This is a genomic window from Methylobacterium sp. EM32 (assembly GCF_040593685.1).
GTDB lineage: Bacteria > Pseudomonadota > Alphaproteobacteria > Rhizobiales > Beijerinckiaceae > Methylobacterium.
Genome location: NZ_JBEXZS010000017.1, coordinates 1 through 18,991, shown reverse-complemented (window position 1 = coordinate 18,991; position 18,991 = coordinate 1). Strand labels below are relative to the sequence as shown.

The window sequence follows — 18,991 nt, the reverse complement described above, 5'->3', positions numbered from 1 at the left end:
AGGCCGCGCCCGTCAGCGCACCATGTTGCGCAGGCGGCAGTACCCGCCGTTGTCCTGGTAGCCCGCCGGGCAGCGCCGCACGCAAGCGCCGGCCGCGAATTTCAGCGGCGGCCGGCAAACCTGGCCCCGGCCGAGCTGCCGGCGCTGGTACTGGTAATCCTGCGCCGGCCCGGCCTGCGCGGGCGCGGGCCAGCCGAGCGGCACCGCGGCGGCGAGGAGGAGCAGGGCAGCGAAGGTCGGACGGGTGGGCATCGGGGGCTCCGGCGAGAGGCGCGGAGGTAACTGCCTCAGGGGCAGGAAGTTCGAGGAAGTCTCTCTCTCTCTCTCTCTGAGCCTGTTCGATGGGTTCCCCCGGGTTTCACACCCTCCGTGTCATCCCGGGTTCTCGCCTTCGGCGAGCCCCGGGATGACACGGAGGGTGTCAGTATTGTCGAGCGAGGCGGTGGGGCTCTCTGTGACCAGGTGAGCTCCTACCCCTCCACCACCAGTTCCACCCGGTCCGCCGCGAACAGGCTCTGCGTCGCCTGGATCGGCATGCCCGCCGCATCGACATTGACGCTCGAGAGCACGATCAGGACCCGGCCGGGCGCGAGGTCGAGGCGGGCGGCCTCGTCGGCGGCGGCCGGGCGGGCGGTGATGCGGGTGGACAAGCGGGTGTAGTCGGCGATGCCGAATTCCGCGTAGGCGCGGGTGAGCGAGCCGAGCGCCGCATAGGCGGCCGCGAAGCCATCGAAGCGCGGCAAAGGCAGGCAGGTGCGGGCGGTCGAGAGCGGCGTGCCGTCGGCGCGGTGGATGGTCAGCAATGCGAGTATCGGCGCACCGGGGGCGATCCCCAAGGCCTCCGCGGTGCCGGGATCGGCCGGCACGCTCTCCGCCGTGATCAGGTCGCCCCAGGCCTCGCGGCCGGCCTTGCTGACGATCTCCGAGAAGCGGGTGCGCCGGCCAATCGGATAGGCGAGGCGGGGCGTCTCCACGAAGGTGCCGCGCCCCTGCGTCGCCCGCACCAGCCCGCGCTCGGCGAGCGCCGCCAGCGCCCGGCGCACGGTGTGGCGGTTGACGCCGAACCGCGCCGCCAGGGCCGCCTCCGTCGGCAACTGGCTGCCGGGGACGAGGCGACCGGCCTCGATGTCGGCGGTCAGCCCGTCCGCGATCTGGCGCCACGCCGCCAAGCCCTCGCCCCGCGCCAGGATCGTCACCGTCCCGTCCGTCACCGGACCGTCGCCGCCCGCGCTCATACCGTCATCCAAGTTTCATTTGCTCCGCCTTTGTCGGTTGTCTATACCATTAGACAACAGCGAGGCCGCACGACAGCACGGAAGCCAGCAGGCAGACCCGATGCCCGACCATACCCCATCCCCCGATGAAACGCCCGATCTCGCCGCCCGCCGCGCCGTCATGGCGCTTTGCGGCGAGGCCCGGACCGAGGAATTGCGCGACGCGCTCTTCGCACTTGGCGCCGTGGAGGCGCCCGAAGACCTGCGCCCGCCGGAGACCGGGCTGGTGATGACCCGCGGCCGCATCGGCGGCGACGGGCAGCCGTTCAACCTCGGCGAGGCGACGGTGACCCGGGCGGCGGTGCGCCTGGGGACCGGCGAGACCGGCTTCGCCTACCATCTCGGCCGCGACCGGACGAAGGCGCGGCTCGCCGCGACCCTCGACGCGCTGTGGCAGGTCCGGGAGCGGCGCGCGGCGGTCGAGGCGGCGCTCGGCCCCGTCGCGACCCGCCGGACCGAGGAGCGCTCGGCGGAAGCGCGCCGGAGCGCGGCGACGCGGGTGAACTTCTTCACCATGGCGAGAGGAGAGGATTGATGCTCGCCCGCGGCTTTGCCGATCCCGTCCACGATGCCCAGGGCATCTTCCGCGCCGTGATGGACGCGCTCGCGCGCCCTGGCACGATCCAGCCGCTCGCCACAGGCCTGGAGCCTCCAGCGCCGCTCACTCCCGAACTCGCCGCCATCGCCCTGGCGCTGGCCGATGCCGATGCGCCGCTCTGGCTCGACCCGGCGCTCGCGAAAAACCCGGCCGTGGCGGGTTTTCTTCGCTTCCACACCGGCGCGCGCATCACCGCGGATCCGCTCGACGCCGCCTTCGCGCTGGTCTCCGAGCCCGCCGCCTGCCCCGATTTCAACGCCTTCGCGCAAGGCACGCCGGCCTATCCGGACCGCTCCGCGACCCTGGTGCTGGCGGTCTCCGACCTCTCGGATCGCGCGGGCTGGCGCCTCGACGGGCCGGGCATCCGGGGGAGCGCACTCCTCTCCGCCGCGCCGCTGCCGGCGGACATGCACGACCGGCTCGCCCGCAACCACGCCGGCTTCCCGCAAGGGGTCGACCTGATCCTCGCCGCGCCCGGCCGCCTCGCGGCCCTGCCGCGCTCCACCCGCGTCACCGGAGGCTGATCGCCATGTACGTGGCCGTGAAGGGCGGCGAGGCCGCCATCGCCAACGCGCACCGGCTGCTGGCCGAGACCCGCCGGGGCGACACGCGCGTCCCCGAATTGTCGGTGGCGCAGATCCGCGAGCAGATGGCGCTCCTCGTCGACCGGGTGATGACCGAGGGCTCGCTGCACGATCCCGACCTCGCCGCGCTCGCCCTCAAGCAGGCGCGCGGCGACCTGATCGAGGCGGTGTTCCTGGTGCGGGCCTACCGCACCACCCTGCCCCGCTTCGGCGCCTCCGAGCCGGTCGAGACCGGCGCGATGGCTTTGCGCCGGCGCATCTCCGCCACCTACAAGGACCTGCCCGGTGGCCAGGTGCTCGGCCCGACCTTTGACTACACCCACCGGCTGATCGATTTTTCGCTCGCCGCCGAGGGCGAGGCGCCTTTGGCCGAGGAGGCCGAGCCGCTGGCGGATGCCGCCCACGCCCCGCGGGTCACCGACCTGCTGGGCCAGGACGGCCTGATCGAGCCCTCCACCCCCGACGACGGCACCCCGCCCGGCGACCTCACCCGCGAGCCGCTCGACTTCCCGGCCGACCGGGCGCTCCGCCTCCAGGCGCTGGCGCGGGGCGACGAGGGCTTCGTCCTGGCGCTCGGCTACTCGACGCAGCGAGGCTACGGCCGCACCCACCCCTTCGTCGGCGAGATCCGGGTCGGGACGGTGGCGGTCGAGTTCGTGCCGGAGGAGCTGGGCTTCGCCGTGCCCCTCGGCGAGATTGCCCTCACCGAGTGCCAGATGGTCAACCAGTTCCACGGCAGCGCCGAGGTGCCGCCCCAGTTCACCCGCGGCTACGGCCTCGCCTTCGGCCAGAGCGAGCGCAAGGCGATGGCGATGGCCCTCGTCGACCGGGCGCTCCGGGCGGAAGAACTCGGCGAGCCGGTCGGCGCCCCGGCCCAGGACCAGGAATTCGTGCTGGCGCATTGCGACGCGCTCCAGGCGACCGGCTTCGTCGAGCACCTGAAGCTGCCGCACTACGTCGACTTCCAGGCCGAGCTGGAACTGGTGCGGCGCCTGCGCGCCGAGCACGCCGCGAAACGCGCGGCGCCCGATTCCGAGACCGAGATGAAGGAGGCCGCGGAATGACGACCGCCAGCCCTGAGACCGGCTACAACTTCGCCTATCTCGACGAGGGCACCAAGCGGATGATCCGCCGGGCGATCCTCAAGGCGATCGCGATCCCCGGCTACCAGGTGCCCTTCGCCTCGCGCGAGATGCCGATGCCCTACGGCTGGGGCACCGGCGGCGTGCAGGTGACGGCCGCGATCCTGGGGCGCGCCGACGTGCTCAAGGTCATCGACCAGGGCTCGGACGACACCACCAACGCGGTCTCGATCCGCGCCTTCTTCGCCCGCACGGCCGGCGTCGCCGTCACCACCCGCACCCGGGAGGCCACGGTGATCCAGACCCGCCACCGCATCCCGGAGGCGCCGCTCGCCGAGGGCCAGGTCCTCGTCTACCAGGTGCCGATCCCCGAGCCCCTGCGCTACCTCGAGCCGCGGGAGACCGAGACGCGCCAGCTCCATGCCCTGTCGGAGTACGGGCTGATGCATGTCAAGCTCTACGAGGACATCGCCCGCCACGGCCACATCGCCACCACCTACGCCTATCCGGTCGAGGTCGCGGGCCGCTACGTCATGGACCCCTCGCCGACCCCGAAATTCGACAACCCGAAGATGGACGACAGTCCGGCCCTCCAGTTGTTCGGCGCGGGGCGCGAGAAGCGGATCTACGCCGTGCCGCCCTACACGACGGTGCGCAGCCTCGACTTCGAGGACCATCCGTTCCGGGTCCAGCGTTTCGACAAGCCTTGCGCGCTCTGCGGCGCCGAGGGCGTCTATCTCGACGAGGTGCTGCTCGACGATGCCGGCGGGCGGATGTTCGTCTGCTCGGACACCGACCATTGCGAGGAGCGGCGCGCCGACGGCCATGTCGGGACCGGCGGCGTCGAGGAGGTGGCGCGTGTCTGACGTCGTCGTCCGCCGGGCGAAGAAGCCCGACCTGCCGGCCGTACTCGGCCTCTACGGCGAGTTGAATGGCGGCCGGGTCGCCACCCTGCCCCAGGCCGAGGCCCTGCTCGCCCGCCTCGACGCCTATCCCGATTACGGGCTCTACGTCGCGGAAACCGGCGGCCGGATCGTCGGCACCTTCTGCCTCGTGATCCTCGACAACATTGCCCATTGGGGCATGCCCTCCGCCCTCGTCGAGAGCGTGGTGGTGGCGGAGGCTGAGCGCGGCACCGGCCTTGGCCGGCGGATGATGCGGGAGGCTGGCCGGCTCGCCGCCGAGAAGGGCTGCTACAAGCTCGCCCTGTCCTCGAACGTCGACGCCAAGCCCGCCCATCGCTTCTACGAGAGCCTCGGCTTCGAGCGCTACGGCTACAGCTTCCGCCTCGATCCCCCCTTCACCCGCGACGCGGAGGAGACCGCATGAGCGACGCCCTGCTCCAGGCCCGCGGCCTGACCAAGCATTACGGTGCCCGCACGGCCTGCGCTGACGTCTCGTTCGACCTCGATCCCGGCGAGGTGCTGGCGATCGTCGGCGAGTCGGGCTCCGGCAAGTCGACGCTGCTCTCGCTCATCGCCACCGAACTTAGCCCCGATTCTGGCAGCGTCGCCTACCGGATGCGCGACGGGGGCATGCGCGACCTCGCCGCGTTGAGCGAGGCCGAGCGCCGGGCCCTGATGCGGACCGACTGGGGCTTCGTGCGCCAGGACGCGGCGAAGGGCCTGCGCATGGCGGTCTCGGCCGGCGGCAATGTCGGCGAACGGCTGATGGGCGCGGGTGCGCGCCACTACGGCAACATCCGCGGCACGGCGCTCGACTGGCTCGCCAAGGTCGAGATCGCCGCCGACCGGGTCGACGACCCGCCGACGCGGTTCTCCGGCGGCATGCGCCAGCGGCTCCAGATCGCCCGCAACCTCGTCACCGGCCCGCGCCTGGTGCTGATGGACGAGCCGACCTCGGGGCTCGACGTCTCGGTCCAGGCCCGCCTCCTCGACCTGATCCGCGGCCTCGTTTCCGAGCTCGGCCTCGCCGTCATCATCGTCACCCACGACCTCGCGGTGGCCCGCCTCCTGTCGCACCGGGTGATGGTGATGCGCGCCGGCCGGGTGATCGAGACCGGCCTCACCGACCAGGTGCTCGACGATCCCCGCGAGCCCTACACCCAGCTCCTCGTCTCCTCGGTGCTCGCCGCATGATGCCCGATCGAAACCTCCCCGCCCTCCAGTTCCGCGACGTGGCCAAGACATTCACCCTGCACCTGCGCGGCGGCGTGCAGCTGCCGGTGATGGCGGGCGCCGATCTCGCCGTGTATCCGGGCGAGTGCGTGGTGCTCGGCGGGCCCTCGGGCGCGGGCAAGTCCTCGCTCCTCAAGATGGCCTACGGCAACTATCGCTGCGACCGGGGCGAGATCCTGGTGCGCGACGGCGAGGACCGCATCGACGTCGCCTCCGCCTCGCCCCGCGAGGTTCTGAGCTTGCGCCGCCGCACGATCTCCTACGTGTCGCAATTCCTGCGGGTGATCCCGCGGGTCGGCGCCCGCGAGGTGGTGGCCTCCGCCGGCCGCGAGGGCGGCTTCTCCGCCGATCTCGCGCTGGCCCGCGCCGAGGAGCTCTTGTCCCGCCTCAACCTGCCGGAGCGCCTGTGGGACCTGCCGCCCGCGACCTTCTCGGGCGGCGAGCAGCAGCGGGTCAACATCGCCCGCGGGCTGATCGCCGAGCAGCCGGTCCTGCTCCTCGACGAGCCCACCGCCTCCCTCGACGCGCGGAACCGCGCCGTGGTGGTGGAGCTGATCCGCGCCCGCCAGGCCGCCGGCGCGGCTTTGCTCGGCATCTTCCACGACACCGACGTGCGCGAGGCGGTGGCGACCCGGGTGGTCGACGTCACCGCCTTCGCGCAGAAGCACGCGGCCTAATAAAATAAGGGGACCTCCATGCACGACCGGATCCTCGAGAACGCCACCCTGGTGCTGCCCGACCGGGTCCAGCGCGGCTGGCTCGCCATCGTGGATGGCCGCATCGCCGAGATCGGCGAGGGCCGCGCGCCCGAGCGCGGCCTCGACCTCGACGGCGACCACCTGATCCCGGGCCTCGTCGAGCTGCACACCGACCATCTCGAGAGCCACTACGCCCCCCGCCCGAAGGTGCGCTGGCATCCGCTCGGCGCCGTGCTCGCCTACGACGCGCAGATCGCGGCCTCGGGCATCACCACGGTGTTCGATTCGCTGCGCGCCGGCAGCGACCCGGACGGCAGCGGCCTCGGCCCCGAGCTGATGCAGCTCGCCGGCGCGATCGCGACCGCCAAGGGGGCCGACCTGTTTCGCGCCGAGCACCTGACGCATCTGCGCTGCGAGATCCCCTCCGCCGACCTGATGGACACCGTGCGGGACTTCACCGCCCGCTACCCCGTCGGGCTGATCTCGCTGATGGATCACACGCCGGGCCAGCGCCAGTTCCGCGACATCGAGAAATACTACACCTACGCCACCCGCGGCGGCCGCTCGATCGTCGAGATCCAGGCCAATACCGCGATGAAGATCCGCGACGGCGAGGCCTTCAACGCGATCAACCGCCCGGCCCTCGTCGCGCTCGCCCGCCAGCAGGGCATCGCGCTCGCCAGCCACGACGACACCACGCTCGCCGATGTAGGCATGGCGAAGGCAGAGGGCGTGCGGCTCGCCGAGTTCCCGACGACGATGGAGGCGGCGCGAGCGGCTGCTGAGGCCGGCATCACCGTGATGATGGGCGCGCCGAACCTGATCCGCGGCGGCTCGCATTCCGGCAATGTCGCGGCGGAGGACCTCGCCCGGGAGGGCCTGCTCGACGTGCTCTCCTCCGACTACGTCCCGGCGAGCCTGATGATGGCGGCGCTCAGCCTGCCCGAGCGCGTCGCGTCGATCACCCTGCCGGAGGCGGTCGCCACGGTGACCGCCAACCCGGCCCGGGCCACCGGCCTCGACGACCGCGGCCGCATCGCCACGACCCTGCGGGCCGACCTCGTGCGGGTGCGCCTCGCCGAGGGCGTGCCGGTGGTGCGCCAGGTCTGGCGCCAGGGACGGCGGGTGGCATGATGGGCGCCGGCGGCTTCGTCCTCGTCGTCGGCCCGAGCGGGGCCGGCAAGGACACCCTCCTGCGCCTCGCCTGCGAGGCCCTGGCGGGCGAGCCCCGCTACGTCTTCCCGCGCCGCCTCGTGACCCGCCCGCCCTCGGAGCACGAGGACAACGAGCCGATCGGCGAGGAGGATTTTTCCGAGGGTGAGGCGGCGGGCCGCTTCGCCCTGTCCTGGCGCGCCCACGGCCTCGGCTACGCGCTGCCGGATTCGACCGTGGCGCTCGCCCGCGACGGGCACGTGGTGGTCTGCAACGTCTCGCGCCGGGTGGTGGCCGAGGCGCGCCGGCGCCTGCCCAGCGTCACCGTGGTCGAGGTCACGGCGCCGCCGGAGGTGCTGGCCGCCCGCCTCGCCGCCCGCGGCAGGCCGGAGGACGGCGACCTCGGGGCGCGGCTCTCGCGCTCGGCCCCGGTCACCGCCGACCTCGTGGTGATGAACAACGGATCGCCGGAGGCTGGGGCGACAAAGCTCCTCGCCCACCTGCGGGCGCGCTGATGCCCCCCGCGCGCGCTCTTTCCGGACCTGACCCACGGATAACGGGCGGTTTGCCGCGGCCTTTGCGAAACTTTTCGGCCTCGTCCATGATTTCCGCTGCACTCCCACCGGGTGGGAGTCCGAACGGGAGATCAGGACCGCCGTGATGAGCGAACCGCGCGAGACCGAGCTGAAGCTGGATGTCGAGGCCTCCGACATCGCGCGCCTGCGGGAGCATCCGCTGCTCGCCGGAGACTGGACCGAGACCGAGCTGACCTCGACCTACTTCGACACCCCGGACGGCCGCCTGCGCGAGGCCGGCTATACCCTGCGGGTGCGCCAGGACGGCGACCGCCACATCCAGACCGTGAAGGCCCGGGGCAACGGCGCGGTCGGCCTGTTCGACCGGCCGGAATGGGAGAGCGCCGTCGCCGGGCCGAACCCCGAACCCATGTCCTTCGCCGGCACCCCGGTCGCCAAGATCCTCGACGGCGCGACGGAGCTGACCCCCCTCTACACCTCCACGGTGACCCGCAGCGTGCGCTGCCTGGCCGAGACCGGGCCGGCCGGCAGCCGCATCGAGGTCGCCCTCGACCGCGGCCGGGTCTGGGGGCCGGACGACCGCGTCTCCCCGGTGAGCGAGATCGAGTTCGAGCTGACCGGCGGCGCACCCGCGGCCCTGTTCGACCTCGCCCGCACGCTCGGCGCCGACGTGCCCCTGCGCCTCGGCGTGCTGAGCAAGTTCGAGCGCGGCGACTTCCTGATCGGGGGCCGCCTCGGCCGCGCCGTGAAGGCCGAGCCGGTGCCGCTCGATCCCGACATGAATGCCGCCCAGGCGTTCCAGGCCGTGGCGCTCGCCTGCCTGCGCCAGACCCGCCTCAACGAGACCGTGCTGCTCACCCGCCGCGACGTCGAGGCCCTGCACCAGCTGCGGGTGTCCCTGCGCCGCCTGCGCTCGGCCTTCTCGCTGTTCGGCGGCGTGATCGAGGACCGCCGGGTGCTGGCGATCAAGGCGGAGCTGAAGCGCCTGAGCGAGCCCTTCGGGCATGCCCGCAACCTCGACGTCTATCTCGGCAAGACCCTGCCGCGGGAGCGCGAGCGGCGCCCGGACGAGAACGGGCTCCTGATACTGGAGCGCCACCTCGAGACCGAGCGCGCGTCCGCCCACGACGCGGTGCGGGCGGTGCTCGAGAGCCGCGAGTGGCGCGATTTCCTCCTCGACCTCGTCGCCTGGATCGAGGCCGGCCCCTGGCTCGGTCCCGACAACCCGCACGCGGCCCGCCGCGACGGCCCGGCCAAGGTCTTCGCCACCGAGGAGCTGGAGCGGCGCCGTCGCCAGGTGAAGAAACGCGGCCGCCACCTCGCCGCGCTCGACCCGGAGGCGCGCCACCGGGTGCGGATCGCCGCCAAGAAGCTGCGCTACGGCGCGGAGTTCTTCGCGGCCCTGTACGAGGGTAAGAAGGCGGGCAAGCGCCACGCCGCCTTCGTCGAGGCCCTGGCCGACCTGCAGGACCATCTCGGCGACCTCAACGACATCGCCACCGCCCACACCCTGGCGGCCGAGTTCGCCCGTGGCGCGCCGGAGGGGGCGGTCTTCGCCGCAGGCCTCGCCACCGCCGACACCGAGGCGCGCACCCAGCACCTGCTCGCCGAGGCCGCGACGGCGCACGAGGCGCTGATCGACGTGCGCCCGTTCTGGCGCTGACGCCCGGAAGCGTCCCGCGCCTCTGGATTCTCAGGCGCGGGGCATCAGGGCATAGAGGGTGATCGCGGCGGCGTTCGAGACGTTGAGGCTCTGGATCGCGCCGCGGAACGGGATCCGGGCCATCACGTCGCAGCACTCGCGGGTGCGCTGGCGCAGACCCTTGCCCTCGGCCCCGAGCACCACCACCAGCGGCGTCTTCGGGCCCACCGCGTCGAGGGTCTCGGGCGCCTCGGAATCGAGCCCGACCCGGGTGAAGCCGCGCTCGCCGAGCTCGATCAGGGCCTCGGCGAGGTTGCGCACCACCACGAACGGCACGTGTTCGAGCCCGCCCGAGGCGGATTTGGCGAGCACGCCGGTGACCGTCGGCGAGTGCCGGGCGGTGGTGACGATGGCGGTGACTCCGAAGGCCGCCGCCGTGCGCACGATGGCGCCGACATTGTGCGGATCGGTGATCTGGTCGAGGGCGAGCAGCACCGCGTCGTCGGGCAGCGCGTCGAAGGCTGGGCCGGCCAGGGGCTCGGCCTCGAGATAGAGGCCCTGATGCACCGCGTCCGGCCCGAGCAGCCCCGTGATGGCGCCGGGCTTGACGATCTCGGGGGTGATGCGCAGCTCACCCACCTCCTCCGCGAGGCGCAACGCCCCGTTCTCGGTGGCGAGCAGCCGGCGGAACTCCCGCTTCGGGTTACGGAGCGCCTCGGAGACCGGGTGCCAGCCGTACAGCACCGTCAGATCCTCGCGCTCGTCCCGCGCCTCGTCCCCGAACCGGCGACCGGGCCCACCCTTGCCAGGACCGTTCCTGCCGAACCCGCCCTTGCCCTGGCTGCCCTTCCAACCGCCCCCGCGCGGCGTCTGCCTCGTCGTCATCCCTCGTCCCGCCCGCGTTCAAGGCCCAACCCAGCGCCGACAAGACCGAGCCCTCGCCCCCCGTCAAGCCCATCAATCCGGTTGCCCTGCCGACGGAACCCCACTATAGCTCCCCTCGCCCCGCACCGGCGCCCTTCGTCTAGCGGTCTAGGACGTCGCCCTTTCACGGCGAAAACACGGGTTCGAGTCCCGTAGGGCGCGCCATGCGGGCGTAAGCCGTTGATTGGGCGAATTCTCTGCTGATATCCATGCCTTGCCGCCGGTTCTGCAAACCGGCGCTACGAACCCATGGCACGGGTGACTTGCCGCATTCAGGACTGCCACGGCACCGGCTGCTTCCAGCGCGTCGTCCCGAAGCGCGGCGGCCCGTCACCCCGGCTCGGTGGACGGTCGATGCGGCCTGGACACAAGTCCTCGCTCCGCGGGAAAGGCGGAAGGTCAGGCACCCCGTGGCCTGATGCCGGCCGGCACGGCTCGCCCTTGAGGCTGCCGTCAGTGCGCGCAAAGAGCGCAGGAGCCGCATGGGCTCGATCCTGTTGTCCGACGCAATTCTCTCATCGTGACATGGACAGGCAGGACAATGGTCGAGCCGCAGGTTCGCATGCTGGTCGTCTTCTACTCGCGCACCGGCTCCGTCGAGGCGCTGGCGGTGGCCGCTGCGGAGGCCGCGCGTGCGGCGGGGGCCGAGGTGCGCCTGCGGCGCGCGCGGGAGGTCGCCTCGGACGAAGACATGGCCAAGGTCGAGGGGTGGCGTGAGGAGGCTCGGCGCCAGAACGCCCTCTACCCGGAGCCGACGCACGAGGATGCGGAATGGGCTGATGCGATCCTGTTCGGGACCCCCTGTTACTTCGGGGCTCCGGCGACCGAACTGAAGAACGTCCTCGACCGCCTCGGCCCGCAGTGGAAGCGCGGAGCCCTGTCGGGCAAAGTCGGGGGCGCGTTCGCAGCGGCATCCTGGCCGCATGGCGGCTCGGAGGTGGTGACACTGGCCCTCTACGCGCCCATGGCGCATCTCGGCATGGTGATCCTGCCGACGGGTTACACCGACGAGGCCATGCTGGAGGCCGGTTCACCCTATGGAGCCTCGACGATCGTCGGCGCCAGGAAGGGGAAGCCGCGGCAGGAAGATCTCGATGCGGCGCGCCACCAGGGGCGACACACCGTCGCGATCACCCGGGCCCTCGTCATCGCCGATGAGATGCCGAGCCGCGCAAAGGCCGACGCGTCAGGGTCTGCTTGATTTCCAAGGGCCGGCCTACAGGGCATCTTTTGCTTCTGCTCACGATCTCATCTTGAGGTGGTGGAGCAACGCCCGATCGCACCGTGATCGGGCGTTGTTCGAAATCTTTGATTGCGTCGCATTCTATTTGCGAAACCAGCAATCATTTGGTCGGGAAATGATCGAGCGGTCGGCAATCGTCTGATACCTCAGGATCAGATCGTGGTAGGATATACGTTGTCGGTCAGTCAAACAGGCTCTCCTACGCGCCTGTCCTTATATTCTCAACGATCACGAACGCAGAAGTGACCGGCCGCGCGGTCGATCGCGCCGGCAATGGCATCGACGCGCTGGGCCTTGCGCGCGTCGCGCGTGTGCCGCTCGACCCGGTGCGGATGCCGGGACCGACGCGATGCGGTGCGCAAACGGGCATGCCTGGTGCGGCGACCGCATCGGACAGCTTCTCATCGACCGCGGTGCGGACGACCGCCAGGGTCGAGGGGCCTCTATGGTTCCGGGTTTGGGCGGGGCCCGACGGATCAGCCGCGAAGGGGGATCGGCTTGCGGTCGTCGGGCAGCATGGTCTTCAGGTGGTCGCGCACGATTTCCGCGCTGAACGGCTTGGCGAGGAAGCGCGCGCCCTCCGGCAGGTCACCAGGCCCCGGCCTGGCCTGGCCGGAGGCGACGACGATGGAGATGTGCGGCCAGCGTTCGGCGGCGTAGCGGGCCAGGGCGAAGCCATCCAGTCGTCCGGGCATGTGGACGTCCGTGAACAGCAGGCACAGATGCGGGTGGCGCTCGTGCAGCAGGTCGACGGCCGCGTCGGCATGGGCCGCCTCCAGGGTCTCGAATCCTGCCTCCTCCAGGATGGTCAGGGCGTCCATGCGGATCAGGGCATCGTCGTCGACGACGAGGGCGAAGGAGGAGGTCGGCGGGGCAAGGGCGGTCATGGCCGTGGTACAAGTTGGACCGCCCCGAAAAGGTCCCGGCCGACGACGGCGCAGGACCCGCGCGGAGGCAGGCGCTCAGGCCGCCCCGCTGCGGTCGATCTGGCGCAGCACCTGGTGCAGGTCGAAGGGCTTCGGCAGGAAGGTCGCGCGGGCGGGAAGGGCCTGGCGGGCGACCGGCGCGTGCCCCGAGACCACGGACAGGAGCGTCGGCGGGAACCGCCCGCGCAGCTTCAGCCCGTCCATGTCCCCCGGCATCCAGACGTCGGTCAGGACGACGCGGATCTCGCCGTACCGGTCCAGCAGCGCGATGGCCTCCTCGGCGTTCCCGGCCTCGAACACCCGCCAGTCCCTCTCCTCGAAGAAGGCGACGATGTCGAAGCGCAGGAGCGCCTCGTCCTCGACCACGGGGACGGTCTTCGTGCCGACAGGCGTGCTCTGGCCCAACGCTATGGATCCCCGCCCACGAGTGCCGCGTCGCCCAGGCGAGCGTCCAGCGTGAATTCCAGGCCCCCGGGCAGGAACGCGGTCGCGGCCGTTCCCCCGAAATACGCGCGCAGGGAGCGCTCGATCAGGGTCGAGCCGAACCCGCGCCGCGTGGGCGCCGCGACCGGCGGGCCATCCCGCTCCCGCCACGCGAGACGGAACCGGGCCTCGGGTCCCGCTCCGTCGACCTGCCAGGACAGGCCGACATGTCCGGCATCGGTCGAGAGCGCGCCGTACTTCGCCGCATTGGTCGCGAGTTCGTGCAGGGCCAGGGCCAGGGCGACCGCGACCTGCGGCTGCAGGGCGACCCGGGGACCGTCGAGGAGGATGCGCGTCCCGAGCGCGCCGTGCGGCGCGAGGGCGCGCTCGGCGAGGGCGTGCAGGTCGGCCGATCGCCAGGAGGCCCCCGTCAGCACGTCGGTGGCCGCCCCCAGCGCGACGAGCCGGGCGGACAGGTCCTGGCTCGCTGACCTCAGGTCGGAGGCGTTGCGCAGGGTCTGCAAGGCGACCGATTGGACCACCGCCAGGACGTTCTTGAGGCGGTGCGCCAGCTCGCCGTTCATGAAGTGCAGGTCTTCCTCGGCCCGCTTGCGGGCGCGGAAGTCGCGGGTCACGGTGCCGTAGCCGAGCGTCCTGCCGTCCGGGTCGGTCACCGGGAAAACCGAGTGGAGGACGGGGATCAGCTCGCCCGTGACGAAATGGCGGAAGCGCAGCTCGCCAACCCAGTGGCCGTCCCTCACCACCGCCGGCAGCACCTCGCCCGCGACCGTGGAGGCATCCTCGGGCGGGAAGAAGTCCGTGATGCGGAGCGTGGGGATCTCCGCCCCGTCCAGCCCGACCAGTCGCCGCGCGGCGTCGTTCATGTAGAACATCCGACCGTCGACATGCGCCATGCCGATAAAGTCCGTGCTGTTCTCGGCCAGCCGGACGAATCGGTCCCGCTCCTCCTCGCTCTCGCGCAGGGCCGTGATGTCCCGCGACACCGACAGGATGCTGTGCGGCGCGCCGTCCGGGCCGAGGATCGGGCTGACCGCGACGTGCCACCATTTGAGCGTGCCCCGCAGGGTGCCGGCCCGTCCTACGAAGCTGGCCGAGTGCCCCTCGCGCGCGCCTTGCACCGCCGCCACCGCCTCGGCATGTCCGCTGCCGGTCCAGAAGTCGGGCCACGGGCATCCGGCGATGGCGTTGAAGTCGCTGACCTCCATCACGTTCTGGCCGCCCTCGCTCATGAAGGCGAGCTTGCCGTCCAGGTCGAGAACCTTGATGCAATCGGTCGAGCTGGACAGCACGCTCTCCAGGAAGGCCTCGCGTTCCGCCGCGGTCGTCGCGGCACGCACCAGATCCCGCCGCGCCGCGTCCGAGTCGAGGAGCGCCCGCCTCAGGGCGACCACGAGCCCGACGAGGCCGGACGTGGTCACGGCGTAGAATGCGGAGGCGGCCCATTGCGTCGGCGAGAGGACGCCCCTCGGCGGAACGTCGAGGAGCACGGAGCCGGCGCACAGGGTCGACAGCAGCGTGGCCCACATCCCGGCCCCGCCCCCCAGCGTCAGGGTGACCACGACGACGGCGGGCGTGAACAGGAACCACGGGGCGAACTCGGCGAACAGCGCGAAGCGCAGCAAGGCGACGGCCACGACCGCCAGCGATGCGATGCCGTATCTCGCGAGGAACGGGAGCGGGCTTGCGACGACGCCGGCGCGAAGACGGGAGAGGACGAGGGCCGAAATGATCGTGTTCTCGCGGGCGCAGGACGGACGTCGTCGGGTCCGTCCGGTTGGGGCGACGATTATGTCCGGGCCAAGGCCGGGACGGGCCATCCCGGTCGCTGGGCGCGCCGACGCGCCTGACGCTGCGTCGCCCTCCGGACGATCCATCGGGGACCTGCGGCACGCCCGGCAGCTTGCGCGGACGGGAGCGTATGGGAGAAGAGCGTGCCGCGCCCAAGAGGTCCTCCTCCAAGAGATCCTTCTCCAAGAGATCCTCCTCCACACCAAGTCTTCTCCACTCCCGTCGTCTCCGCGAGAGCCGCCCGCCCCCGTCCTCCCATGCCTCCCCGCCTCCGCTCCCTTCGCGCCCATCTCCTCGCGCTCTGGATCCTGCTCCTCGCCTCGGCGGCGGCCACCGCCTACCTGCTCGTCGAGTTCTACACCCAGTCCGCCGCCGTCCAGGTCGCCCAGGCCGAGCTCCAGGTCGCCCGCGCCTGCCGCGAGATCGGCGACCGGTTCGCGTTCTTCGGCGCCGGCTGGACCGGCAGCGTCACGGAGATCGACGACGCCCTGAAGGGCCAGCTGACCGACGTGGTGGTGACGGCGCTCGCCAGCCATCCGGGGGTCGAAGGCGGGATCTGGACCGCGTCGGCCGGCTCGGCGGCCTACGCGTTCCCGACCTACGAGGGCACCGGGCCGAAGACCGACCTGCCCGCGGCCGAGATCGACACGATCCGCCGCGTCAATGCCGAATCCTTGAGCATCGACCGGCCGGTGGCGACGCGGCGCGCCTCCCGCACCCAGACCCTGGTGGTGCAGGGCTGCCCCCTGCGCGGCCCGATCCAGGGAGCGACGGCCTGGACCATGGCGCGGGTCTACACCGACCAGGGCCGGGCCTACGGCCAGCTCGTCGCCGGTTTCGGCTTCCTCGCCGCCACCGTTCTCGGCTCGGCCTTGCTCCTCGGGCGGCTCCTGCTGCTGCTCGGCCGGCGCATCGCCCGGCTGGAGAGCCAGCTCGGGCGCGACGCAGCCGATGTCCCGCAAGGGGACGACCTTTCCCACGGCGACCTGCCCCACCTCGCCCCGACCGGCCTGCGTGAGCTCGACCGGCTGGTCGAGGCGCTGAACGCCGCCGGCACCCGCCTCGCCGCCGCTCGCCACCGCGCCGCGGAGGCCGAGCGGCTCGCCGCGCTCGGCCAGCTCACGGCCGGCATCGCCCACGAGATCCGCAACCCCCTGGCGGCGATCCGGCTCAAGGCTGAGAACGCGCTGGCGAGCGCCGATCCGGCCCGGGGCCGCGCGGCCCTCGACCTCGTGCTCGACCAGGTCGCCCGCCTGGACCGGCTGCTGCGCGACCTCCTGAGCCTGACCCAGCCGCGGCGCCCGGTGCTCGCCCCCACCGATCTCGGCCTCATCTTTCGCGACTGCGCCCATCTCCACGAGGATCTGGCCCGGGCGCGAGGAACGGCGATCACGGTGGCAGAGGTGAACCCCGAGCGCCCGCTCCTCGATGCCGGCCAGATCCGCCGCGCCCTCGACAACCTCGTGCTCAACGCGGTCCAGCACAGCCCGGCGGGGAGCGTGGTGCGGCTCTCGGGCGGACGGGAGGGCGACCGTCTGCGGATCCGCGTGACGGACCAGGGACCGGGCGTCCCCGACGCCCTCAAGGCCCGCCTGTTCGATCCCTTCGTCACCGGCCGCCAGGACGGGACCGGGCTCGGCCTCGCGATCGTGCGCGAGATCGCCCGCGCCCATGGTGGACAGGCGCGGCTCGCCGCCCCACCTCCTGACGCACCGGGTCCCGGCGCGACCTTCGAGCTCGATCTGCCATGGACCGCCTCCCCGCCGACCCCGCCCGCATCCTGATCGTCGACGACGACCCGGCCTTGCGCGAGGGGCTGGCCGAGACGGTGGGCGACCTCGGCCACACTCCGGTCCTCGCCGCGTCGGGCGCCGAGGCGTTGGCGCGGGTTGCGGCCGATCCGGGGATCGCCGCGGTGCTCCTCGACCTGCGCATGCCCGGCGACCTCGACGGGATGGCGGTGCTCCAGCGCCTGCGCGCCGGGCCGCTTCCGCCGCCGGTCGCCGTGCTGACGGCCTATGCCAGCGCCGAGAACACCATCGAGGCGATGCGGCTCGGCGCCTACGACCACCTGACGAAGCCGGTCGGCCGGGCCGAGCTCGCCGGGCTCATCGGCGGCATGCTGGCCCTCTCGGCCTCCGGGGTGGCGGACGCCGCGGTCCCGGCGGCGCCCTCCTCCCTGATCGGCTCCAGCGAGGCGATGCGGCGGGTCCAGAAGGCCGTGGGACTCGCCGCCGACAGCGACGCGACGGTGCTGCTCCAGGGTGAGACCGGCACCGGCAAGGAGGTGGCGGCCCGCACCCTCCACGCCCATGGCCGGCGGCGCAACCGCCCTTTCGTGCCGGTGAACTGCGCGGCGATTCCCGCCGACCTCCTCGAGAGCGAGCTGTTCGGCCACCTGCGCGGCGCCTTCACGGGGGCGATCCAGGACCGGCCCGGGGCCTTCCGGGAGGCTGATGGCGGCACGCTCTTCCTCGACGAGATCGGCGACATGCCCCCGTCGATGCAGGCCAAGATCCTGCGGGCGCTCCAGGAGCGGGTGGTGACGCCGGTCGGCGGCCGGCCCGCGCCGGTGAACGTCCGGGTGGTGGCGGCGACCCACCGCGACCTGCCGCGCCTCGTGGCGGAGGGGGGCTTCCGCCAGGATCTGTTCTACCGCCTCAACGTCGTGCCGATCACCCTGCCGCCCCTGCGCGAGCGCCTCGCCGACATCCTGGCGCTCGCCGAACACTTCCTGTGCGCGAGCGGCGCCGGGCCGAAACGCCTTGGGGCGGAGGCCGCCGCCGCGCTGATGCGCCACCCCTGGCCCGGCAACGTGCGCGAGTTGCGCAACGTGATCGAGCGGGCGGCGGTGCTGGCCCGAGGCGCGGTGATCGGGGCGAGCGATCTAGGCCTCTCGGGCCTGGCTCTCCCGGGGGAGGTGCCGGGTTCTGACACGGTCCTGCCGGCCTGGCTCGACGGCGACCTGCCGGGCGCGGTGGCGCGGCTCGAGGCGGCGATGATCCGCCGGGCCCTGCGCGAGAGCGGCGGCAACCGGGCGCGCGCCGCCAAGAGCCTCGGCATCCAGCGCCAGCTCCTCTACGCCAAGATCGAGCGCTACGGCCTGCGCGACGGGGAGGTGTCGGAAAACCCGACGGAGGATGTCGCGAATCCCGACGGTCGATCCTTCCTCTGACGCAAGGTTCCTGAGATTCGGCAAGGGTTTGGCACTTGGCACGGGAGTTGTCAGGGAGCTGCTGAGCCGGCCGGTCGCCGGCGCAGACGAAGCGACATCCATGACGATGGCTAAGCACCGCCGCCTGCACCGCGATCTGGCGGCGGGCCTCGCGGCCGCGATCCTCTCGAGCCTGCCGGCCGTGGCGCAGGAGAACTCGGTCTGGGATCCCGGAACCCTGCCGGAAACGAAGGGGATCGTGAAGCAGTACACCCTCACCCCGAGGGGCGACGTCGACGGCCTGATCCTCACCGACGGCACCGAGGTGAAGCTGCCGCCGCGGATGTCGGGGGCAGTGGTGTTCACGGTCCGGCCGGGTGATCAAGTGTCGGTGCGCGGCATGCGCGCCCGGGCGCTGCCCCTCGTCGACGGCGCCTCGATCCGCAACGAGGCGACGGGGGCCACCCTCACCACCCTCGGACCGCCGGAGCCCGCCGCTGACGAGACGGTGATGAGCGGCCGCATCGCGGCCCTGCTGCACGGGCGCCGGGGCGAGGTGAACGGTGCGCTCCTCGACGACGGCACCATCCTGCGGATGCCGCCGCACGAGGCGGCGCGCCTGAGCGCGACCCTGCGGGCCGGGCAGAGCGTCAGCCTCCGGGGGGCGGTGGCGAGGAGCCCGCTCGGCACGGTGGTGGAGGTGCGCGCCCTCGGGACGGGCCCGGACAGCCTGGTCGAGGTCGGCGGGCGCCCGCCGCGTCCGCCGGGACCCCGCGGCGAGGCCGGCCCGCCCGGCGGTCCCGGCGGA

Annotated in this window: 20 protein-coding genes and 1 tRNA gene; 15 read left to right on the top strand and 6 right to left on the bottom strand. The window is 72.4% G+C overall.

Translation table 11 applies throughout. The annotated features are described in order from the left end of the window. Positions 1–12: 12 nt before the first annotated feature. The gene (locus ABZT49_RS03065) at positions 13–252 is read right to left on the bottom strand and encodes a hypothetical protein (protein WP_355282865.1); all 240 of its coding nucleotides are present in this window, start codon (positions 250–252) and stop codon (positions 13–15) included. Between the two features lie 218 nt (positions 253–470). Continuing rightward, the gene (gene phnF / locus ABZT49_RS03060; RefSeq protein ID WP_355282862.1) at positions 471–1,235 is read right to left on the bottom strand and encodes a phosphonate metabolism transcriptional regulator PhnF; all 765 of its coding nucleotides are present in this window, start codon (positions 1,233–1,235) and stop codon (positions 471–473) included. 100 nt (positions 1,236–1,335) lie between these two features. Between phnF and phnG the strand changes: the two genes are divergently transcribed. From phnG to ABZT49_RS03010, 10 genes are all read left to right on the top strand, one after another. Then, positions 1,336–1,809 (top strand): phosphonate C-P lyase system protein PhnG, encoded by a 474-nt coding sequence (phnG, locus tag ABZT49_RS03055; protein WP_355282859.1) that lies wholly within the window; start codon positions 1,336–1,338, stop codon positions 1,807–1,809. Next, entirely contained in the window at positions 1,809–2,396 is a 588-nt protein-coding gene (phnH, locus tag ABZT49_RS03050) for a phosphonate C-P lyase system protein PhnH (protein ID WP_355282856.1), read from the top strand. The genes phnG and phnH overlap by 1 nt, the downstream gene beginning before the upstream one ends. 5 nt (positions 2,397–2,401) lie before the next feature. Next, positions 2,402–3,520: a carbon-phosphorus lyase complex subunit PhnI gene (locus ABZT49_RS03045; RefSeq protein ID WP_355282853.1), complete on the top strand. Its 1,119-nt coding sequence runs from the start codon at positions 2,402–2,404 to the stop codon at positions 3,518–3,520. Next, positions 3,517–4,404 carry an alpha-D-ribose 1-methylphosphonate 5-phosphate C-P-lyase PhnJ gene (locus ABZT49_RS03040; protein WP_355282851.1) on the top strand — a complete coding sequence of 296 codons (888 nt, stop codon included), beginning with the start codon at positions 3,517–3,519 and terminating at the stop codon, positions 4,402–4,404. Before ABZT49_RS03045 ends, ABZT49_RS03040 begins: the two co-directional genes overlap by 4 nt. Continuing rightward, positions 4,397–4,867, top strand: a complete 471-nt coding sequence (locus ABZT49_RS03035; protein WP_355282848.1) for a GNAT family N-acetyltransferase — start codon at positions 4,397–4,399, stop codon at positions 4,865–4,867. Before ABZT49_RS03040 ends, ABZT49_RS03035 begins: the two co-directional genes overlap by 8 nt. Beyond that, complete coding sequence (gene phnK, locus ABZT49_RS03030) at positions 4,864–5,637, top strand: phosphonate C-P lyase system protein PhnK (RefSeq protein WP_355282846.1); 774 nt, start codon at positions 4,864–4,866, stop codon at positions 5,635–5,637. The genes ABZT49_RS03035 and phnK overlap by 4 nt, the downstream gene beginning before the upstream one ends. Then, the gene (gene phnL / locus ABZT49_RS03025) at positions 5,637–6,353 is read left to right on the top strand and encodes a phosphonate C-P lyase system protein PhnL (protein ID WP_355282893.1); all 717 of its coding nucleotides are present in this window, start codon (positions 5,637–5,639) and stop codon (positions 6,351–6,353) included. Before phnK ends, phnL begins: the two co-directional genes overlap by 1 nt. Before the next feature lie 18 nt (positions 6,354–6,371). After that, positions 6,372–7,508 carry an alpha-D-ribose 1-methylphosphonate 5-triphosphate diphosphatase gene (locus tag ABZT49_RS03020; RefSeq protein ID WP_355282843.1) on the top strand — a complete coding sequence of 379 codons (1,137 nt, stop codon included), beginning with the start codon at positions 6,372–6,374 and terminating at the stop codon, positions 7,506–7,508. Next, a complete protein-coding gene (phnN, locus tag ABZT49_RS03015) occupies positions 7,508–8,041 on the top strand; it encodes a phosphonate metabolism protein/1,5-bisphosphokinase (PRPP-forming) PhnN (protein WP_355282890.1) in 534 nt (177 codons plus the stop codon). Before ABZT49_RS03020 ends, phnN begins: the two co-directional genes overlap by 1 nt. 145 nt (positions 8,042–8,186) lie before the next feature. Continuing rightward, positions 8,187–9,725, top strand: a complete 1,539-nt coding sequence (locus tag ABZT49_RS03010) for a CHAD domain-containing protein (RefSeq protein ID WP_355282840.1) — start codon at positions 8,187–8,189, stop codon at positions 9,723–9,725. A gap of 30 nt (positions 9,726–9,755) precedes the next feature. Here ABZT49_RS03010 and rlmB read toward each other — a convergent pair whose 3' ends face one another. After that, positions 9,756–10,589: a 23S rRNA (guanosine(2251)-2'-O)-methyltransferase RlmB gene (gene rlmB / locus ABZT49_RS03005; RefSeq protein WP_355282838.1), complete on the bottom strand. Its 834-nt coding sequence runs from the start codon at positions 10,587–10,589 to the stop codon at positions 9,756–9,758. Between the two features lie 128 nt (positions 10,590–10,717). Between rlmB and ABZT49_RS03000 the strand changes: the two genes are divergently transcribed. Beyond that, positions 10,718–10,793: transfer RNA gene (locus ABZT49_RS03000), tRNA-Glu, on the top strand. A gap of 397 nt (positions 10,794–11,190) precedes the next feature. Further along, positions 11,191–11,829 (top strand): NAD(P)H:quinone oxidoreductase, encoded by a 639-nt coding sequence (wrbA, locus tag ABZT49_RS02995; RefSeq protein ID WP_355282835.1) that lies wholly within the window; start codon positions 11,191–11,193, stop codon positions 11,827–11,829. Between the two features lie 518 nt (positions 11,830–12,347). Here wrbA and ABZT49_RS02990 read toward each other — a convergent pair. From ABZT49_RS02990 to ABZT49_RS02980, 3 genes are all read right to left on the bottom strand, one after another. Further along, positions 12,348–12,758, bottom strand: coding sequence for a response regulator (locus ABZT49_RS02990; RefSeq protein ID WP_355282832.1), 411 nt, complete (start codon positions 12,756–12,758; stop codon positions 12,348–12,350). A 75-nt stretch (positions 12,759–12,833) separates the two neighbouring features. Continuing rightward, positions 12,834–13,202: a response regulator gene (locus ABZT49_RS02985; protein WP_355282829.1), complete on the bottom strand. Its 369-nt coding sequence runs from the start codon at positions 13,200–13,202 to the stop codon at positions 12,834–12,836. A gap of 2 nt (positions 13,203–13,204) precedes the next feature. Then, positions 13,205–14,875, bottom strand: coding sequence for a PAS domain-containing protein (locus ABZT49_RS02980; RefSeq protein ID WP_355282826.1), 1,671 nt, complete (start codon positions 14,873–14,875; stop codon positions 13,205–13,207). A 411-nt stretch (positions 14,876–15,286) separates the two neighbouring features. Between ABZT49_RS02980 and ABZT49_RS02975 the strand changes: the two genes are divergently transcribed. From ABZT49_RS02975 to ABZT49_RS02965, 3 genes are all read left to right on the top strand, one after another. After that, positions 15,287–16,813 carry a HAMP domain-containing sensor histidine kinase gene (locus tag ABZT49_RS02975; RefSeq protein ID WP_355282823.1) on the top strand — a complete coding sequence of 509 codons (1,527 nt, stop codon included), beginning with the start codon at positions 15,287–15,289 and terminating at the stop codon, positions 16,811–16,813. Beyond that, positions 16,777–18,204: a sigma-54 dependent transcriptional regulator gene (locus ABZT49_RS02970; protein ID WP_355282820.1), complete on the top strand. Its 1,428-nt coding sequence runs from the start codon at positions 16,777–16,779 to the stop codon at positions 18,202–18,204. Before ABZT49_RS02975 ends, ABZT49_RS02970 begins: the two co-directional genes overlap by 37 nt. A 100-nt stretch (positions 18,205–18,304) precedes the next feature. Continuing rightward, on the top strand, positions 18,305–18,991 hold a 687-nt coding region (locus ABZT49_RS02965; RefSeq protein ID WP_355282818.1), incomplete at its 3' end, for a hypothetical protein.

Coding starts and splice junctions, on each gene's coding strand:
- rlmB (WP_355282838.1), bottom strand. CDS start 10,589: ATGACGACGAGGCAGACGCCGCGCGGGGGCGGTTGGAAGGGCAGCCAG.
- phnG (WP_355282859.1), top strand. CDS start 1,336: ATGCCCGACCATACCCCATCCCCCGATGAAACGCCCGATCTCGCCGCC.
- phnK (WP_355282846.1), top strand. CDS start 4,864: ATGAGCGACGCCCTGCTCCAGGCCCGCGGCCTGACCAAGCATTACGGT.
- ABZT49_RS03010 (WP_355282840.1), top strand. CDS start 8,187: ATGAGCGAACCGCGCGAGACCGAGCTGAAGCTGGATGTCGAGGCCTCC.
- ABZT49_RS03020 (WP_355282843.1), top strand. CDS start 6,372: ATGCACGACCGGATCCTCGAGAACGCCACCCTGGTGCTGCCCGACCGG.
- ABZT49_RS02990 (WP_355282832.1), bottom strand. CDS start 12,758: ATGACCGCCCTTGCCCCGCCGACCTCCTCCTTCGCCCTCGTCGTCGAC.
- phnH (WP_355282856.1), top strand. CDS start 1,809: ATGCTCGCCCGCGGCTTTGCCGATCCCGTCCACGATGCCCAGGGCATC.
- phnF (WP_355282862.1), bottom strand. CDS start 1,235: ATGAGCGCGGGCGGCGACGGTCCGGTGACGGACGGGACGGTGACGATC.
- ABZT49_RS03065 (WP_355282865.1), bottom strand. CDS start 252: ATGCCCACCCGTCCGACCTTCGCTGCCCTGCTCCTCCTCGCCGCCGCG.
- ABZT49_RS03045 (WP_355282853.1), top strand. CDS start 2,402: ATGTACGTGGCCGTGAAGGGCGGCGAGGCCGCCATCGCCAACGCGCAC.
- phnL (WP_355282893.1), top strand. CDS start 5,637: ATGCCCGATCGAAACCTCCCCGCCCTCCAGTTCCGCGACGTGGCCAAG.
- wrbA (WP_355282835.1), top strand. CDS start 11,191: ATGCTGGTCGTCTTCTACTCGCGCACCGGCTCCGTCGAGGCGCTGGCG.
- phnN (WP_355282890.1), top strand. CDS start 7,508: ATGGGCGCCGGCGGCTTCGTCCTCGTCGTCGGCCCGAGCGGGGCCGGC.
- ABZT49_RS02970 (WP_355282820.1), top strand. CDS start 16,777: ATGGACCGCCTCCCCGCCGACCCCGCCCGCATCCTGATCGTCGACGAC.
- ABZT49_RS03040 (WP_355282851.1), top strand. CDS start 3,517: ATGACGACCGCCAGCCCTGAGACCGGCTACAACTTCGCCTATCTCGAC.
- ABZT49_RS02975 (WP_355282823.1), top strand. CDS start 15,287: ATGCCTCCCCGCCTCCGCTCCCTTCGCGCCCATCTCCTCGCGCTCTGG.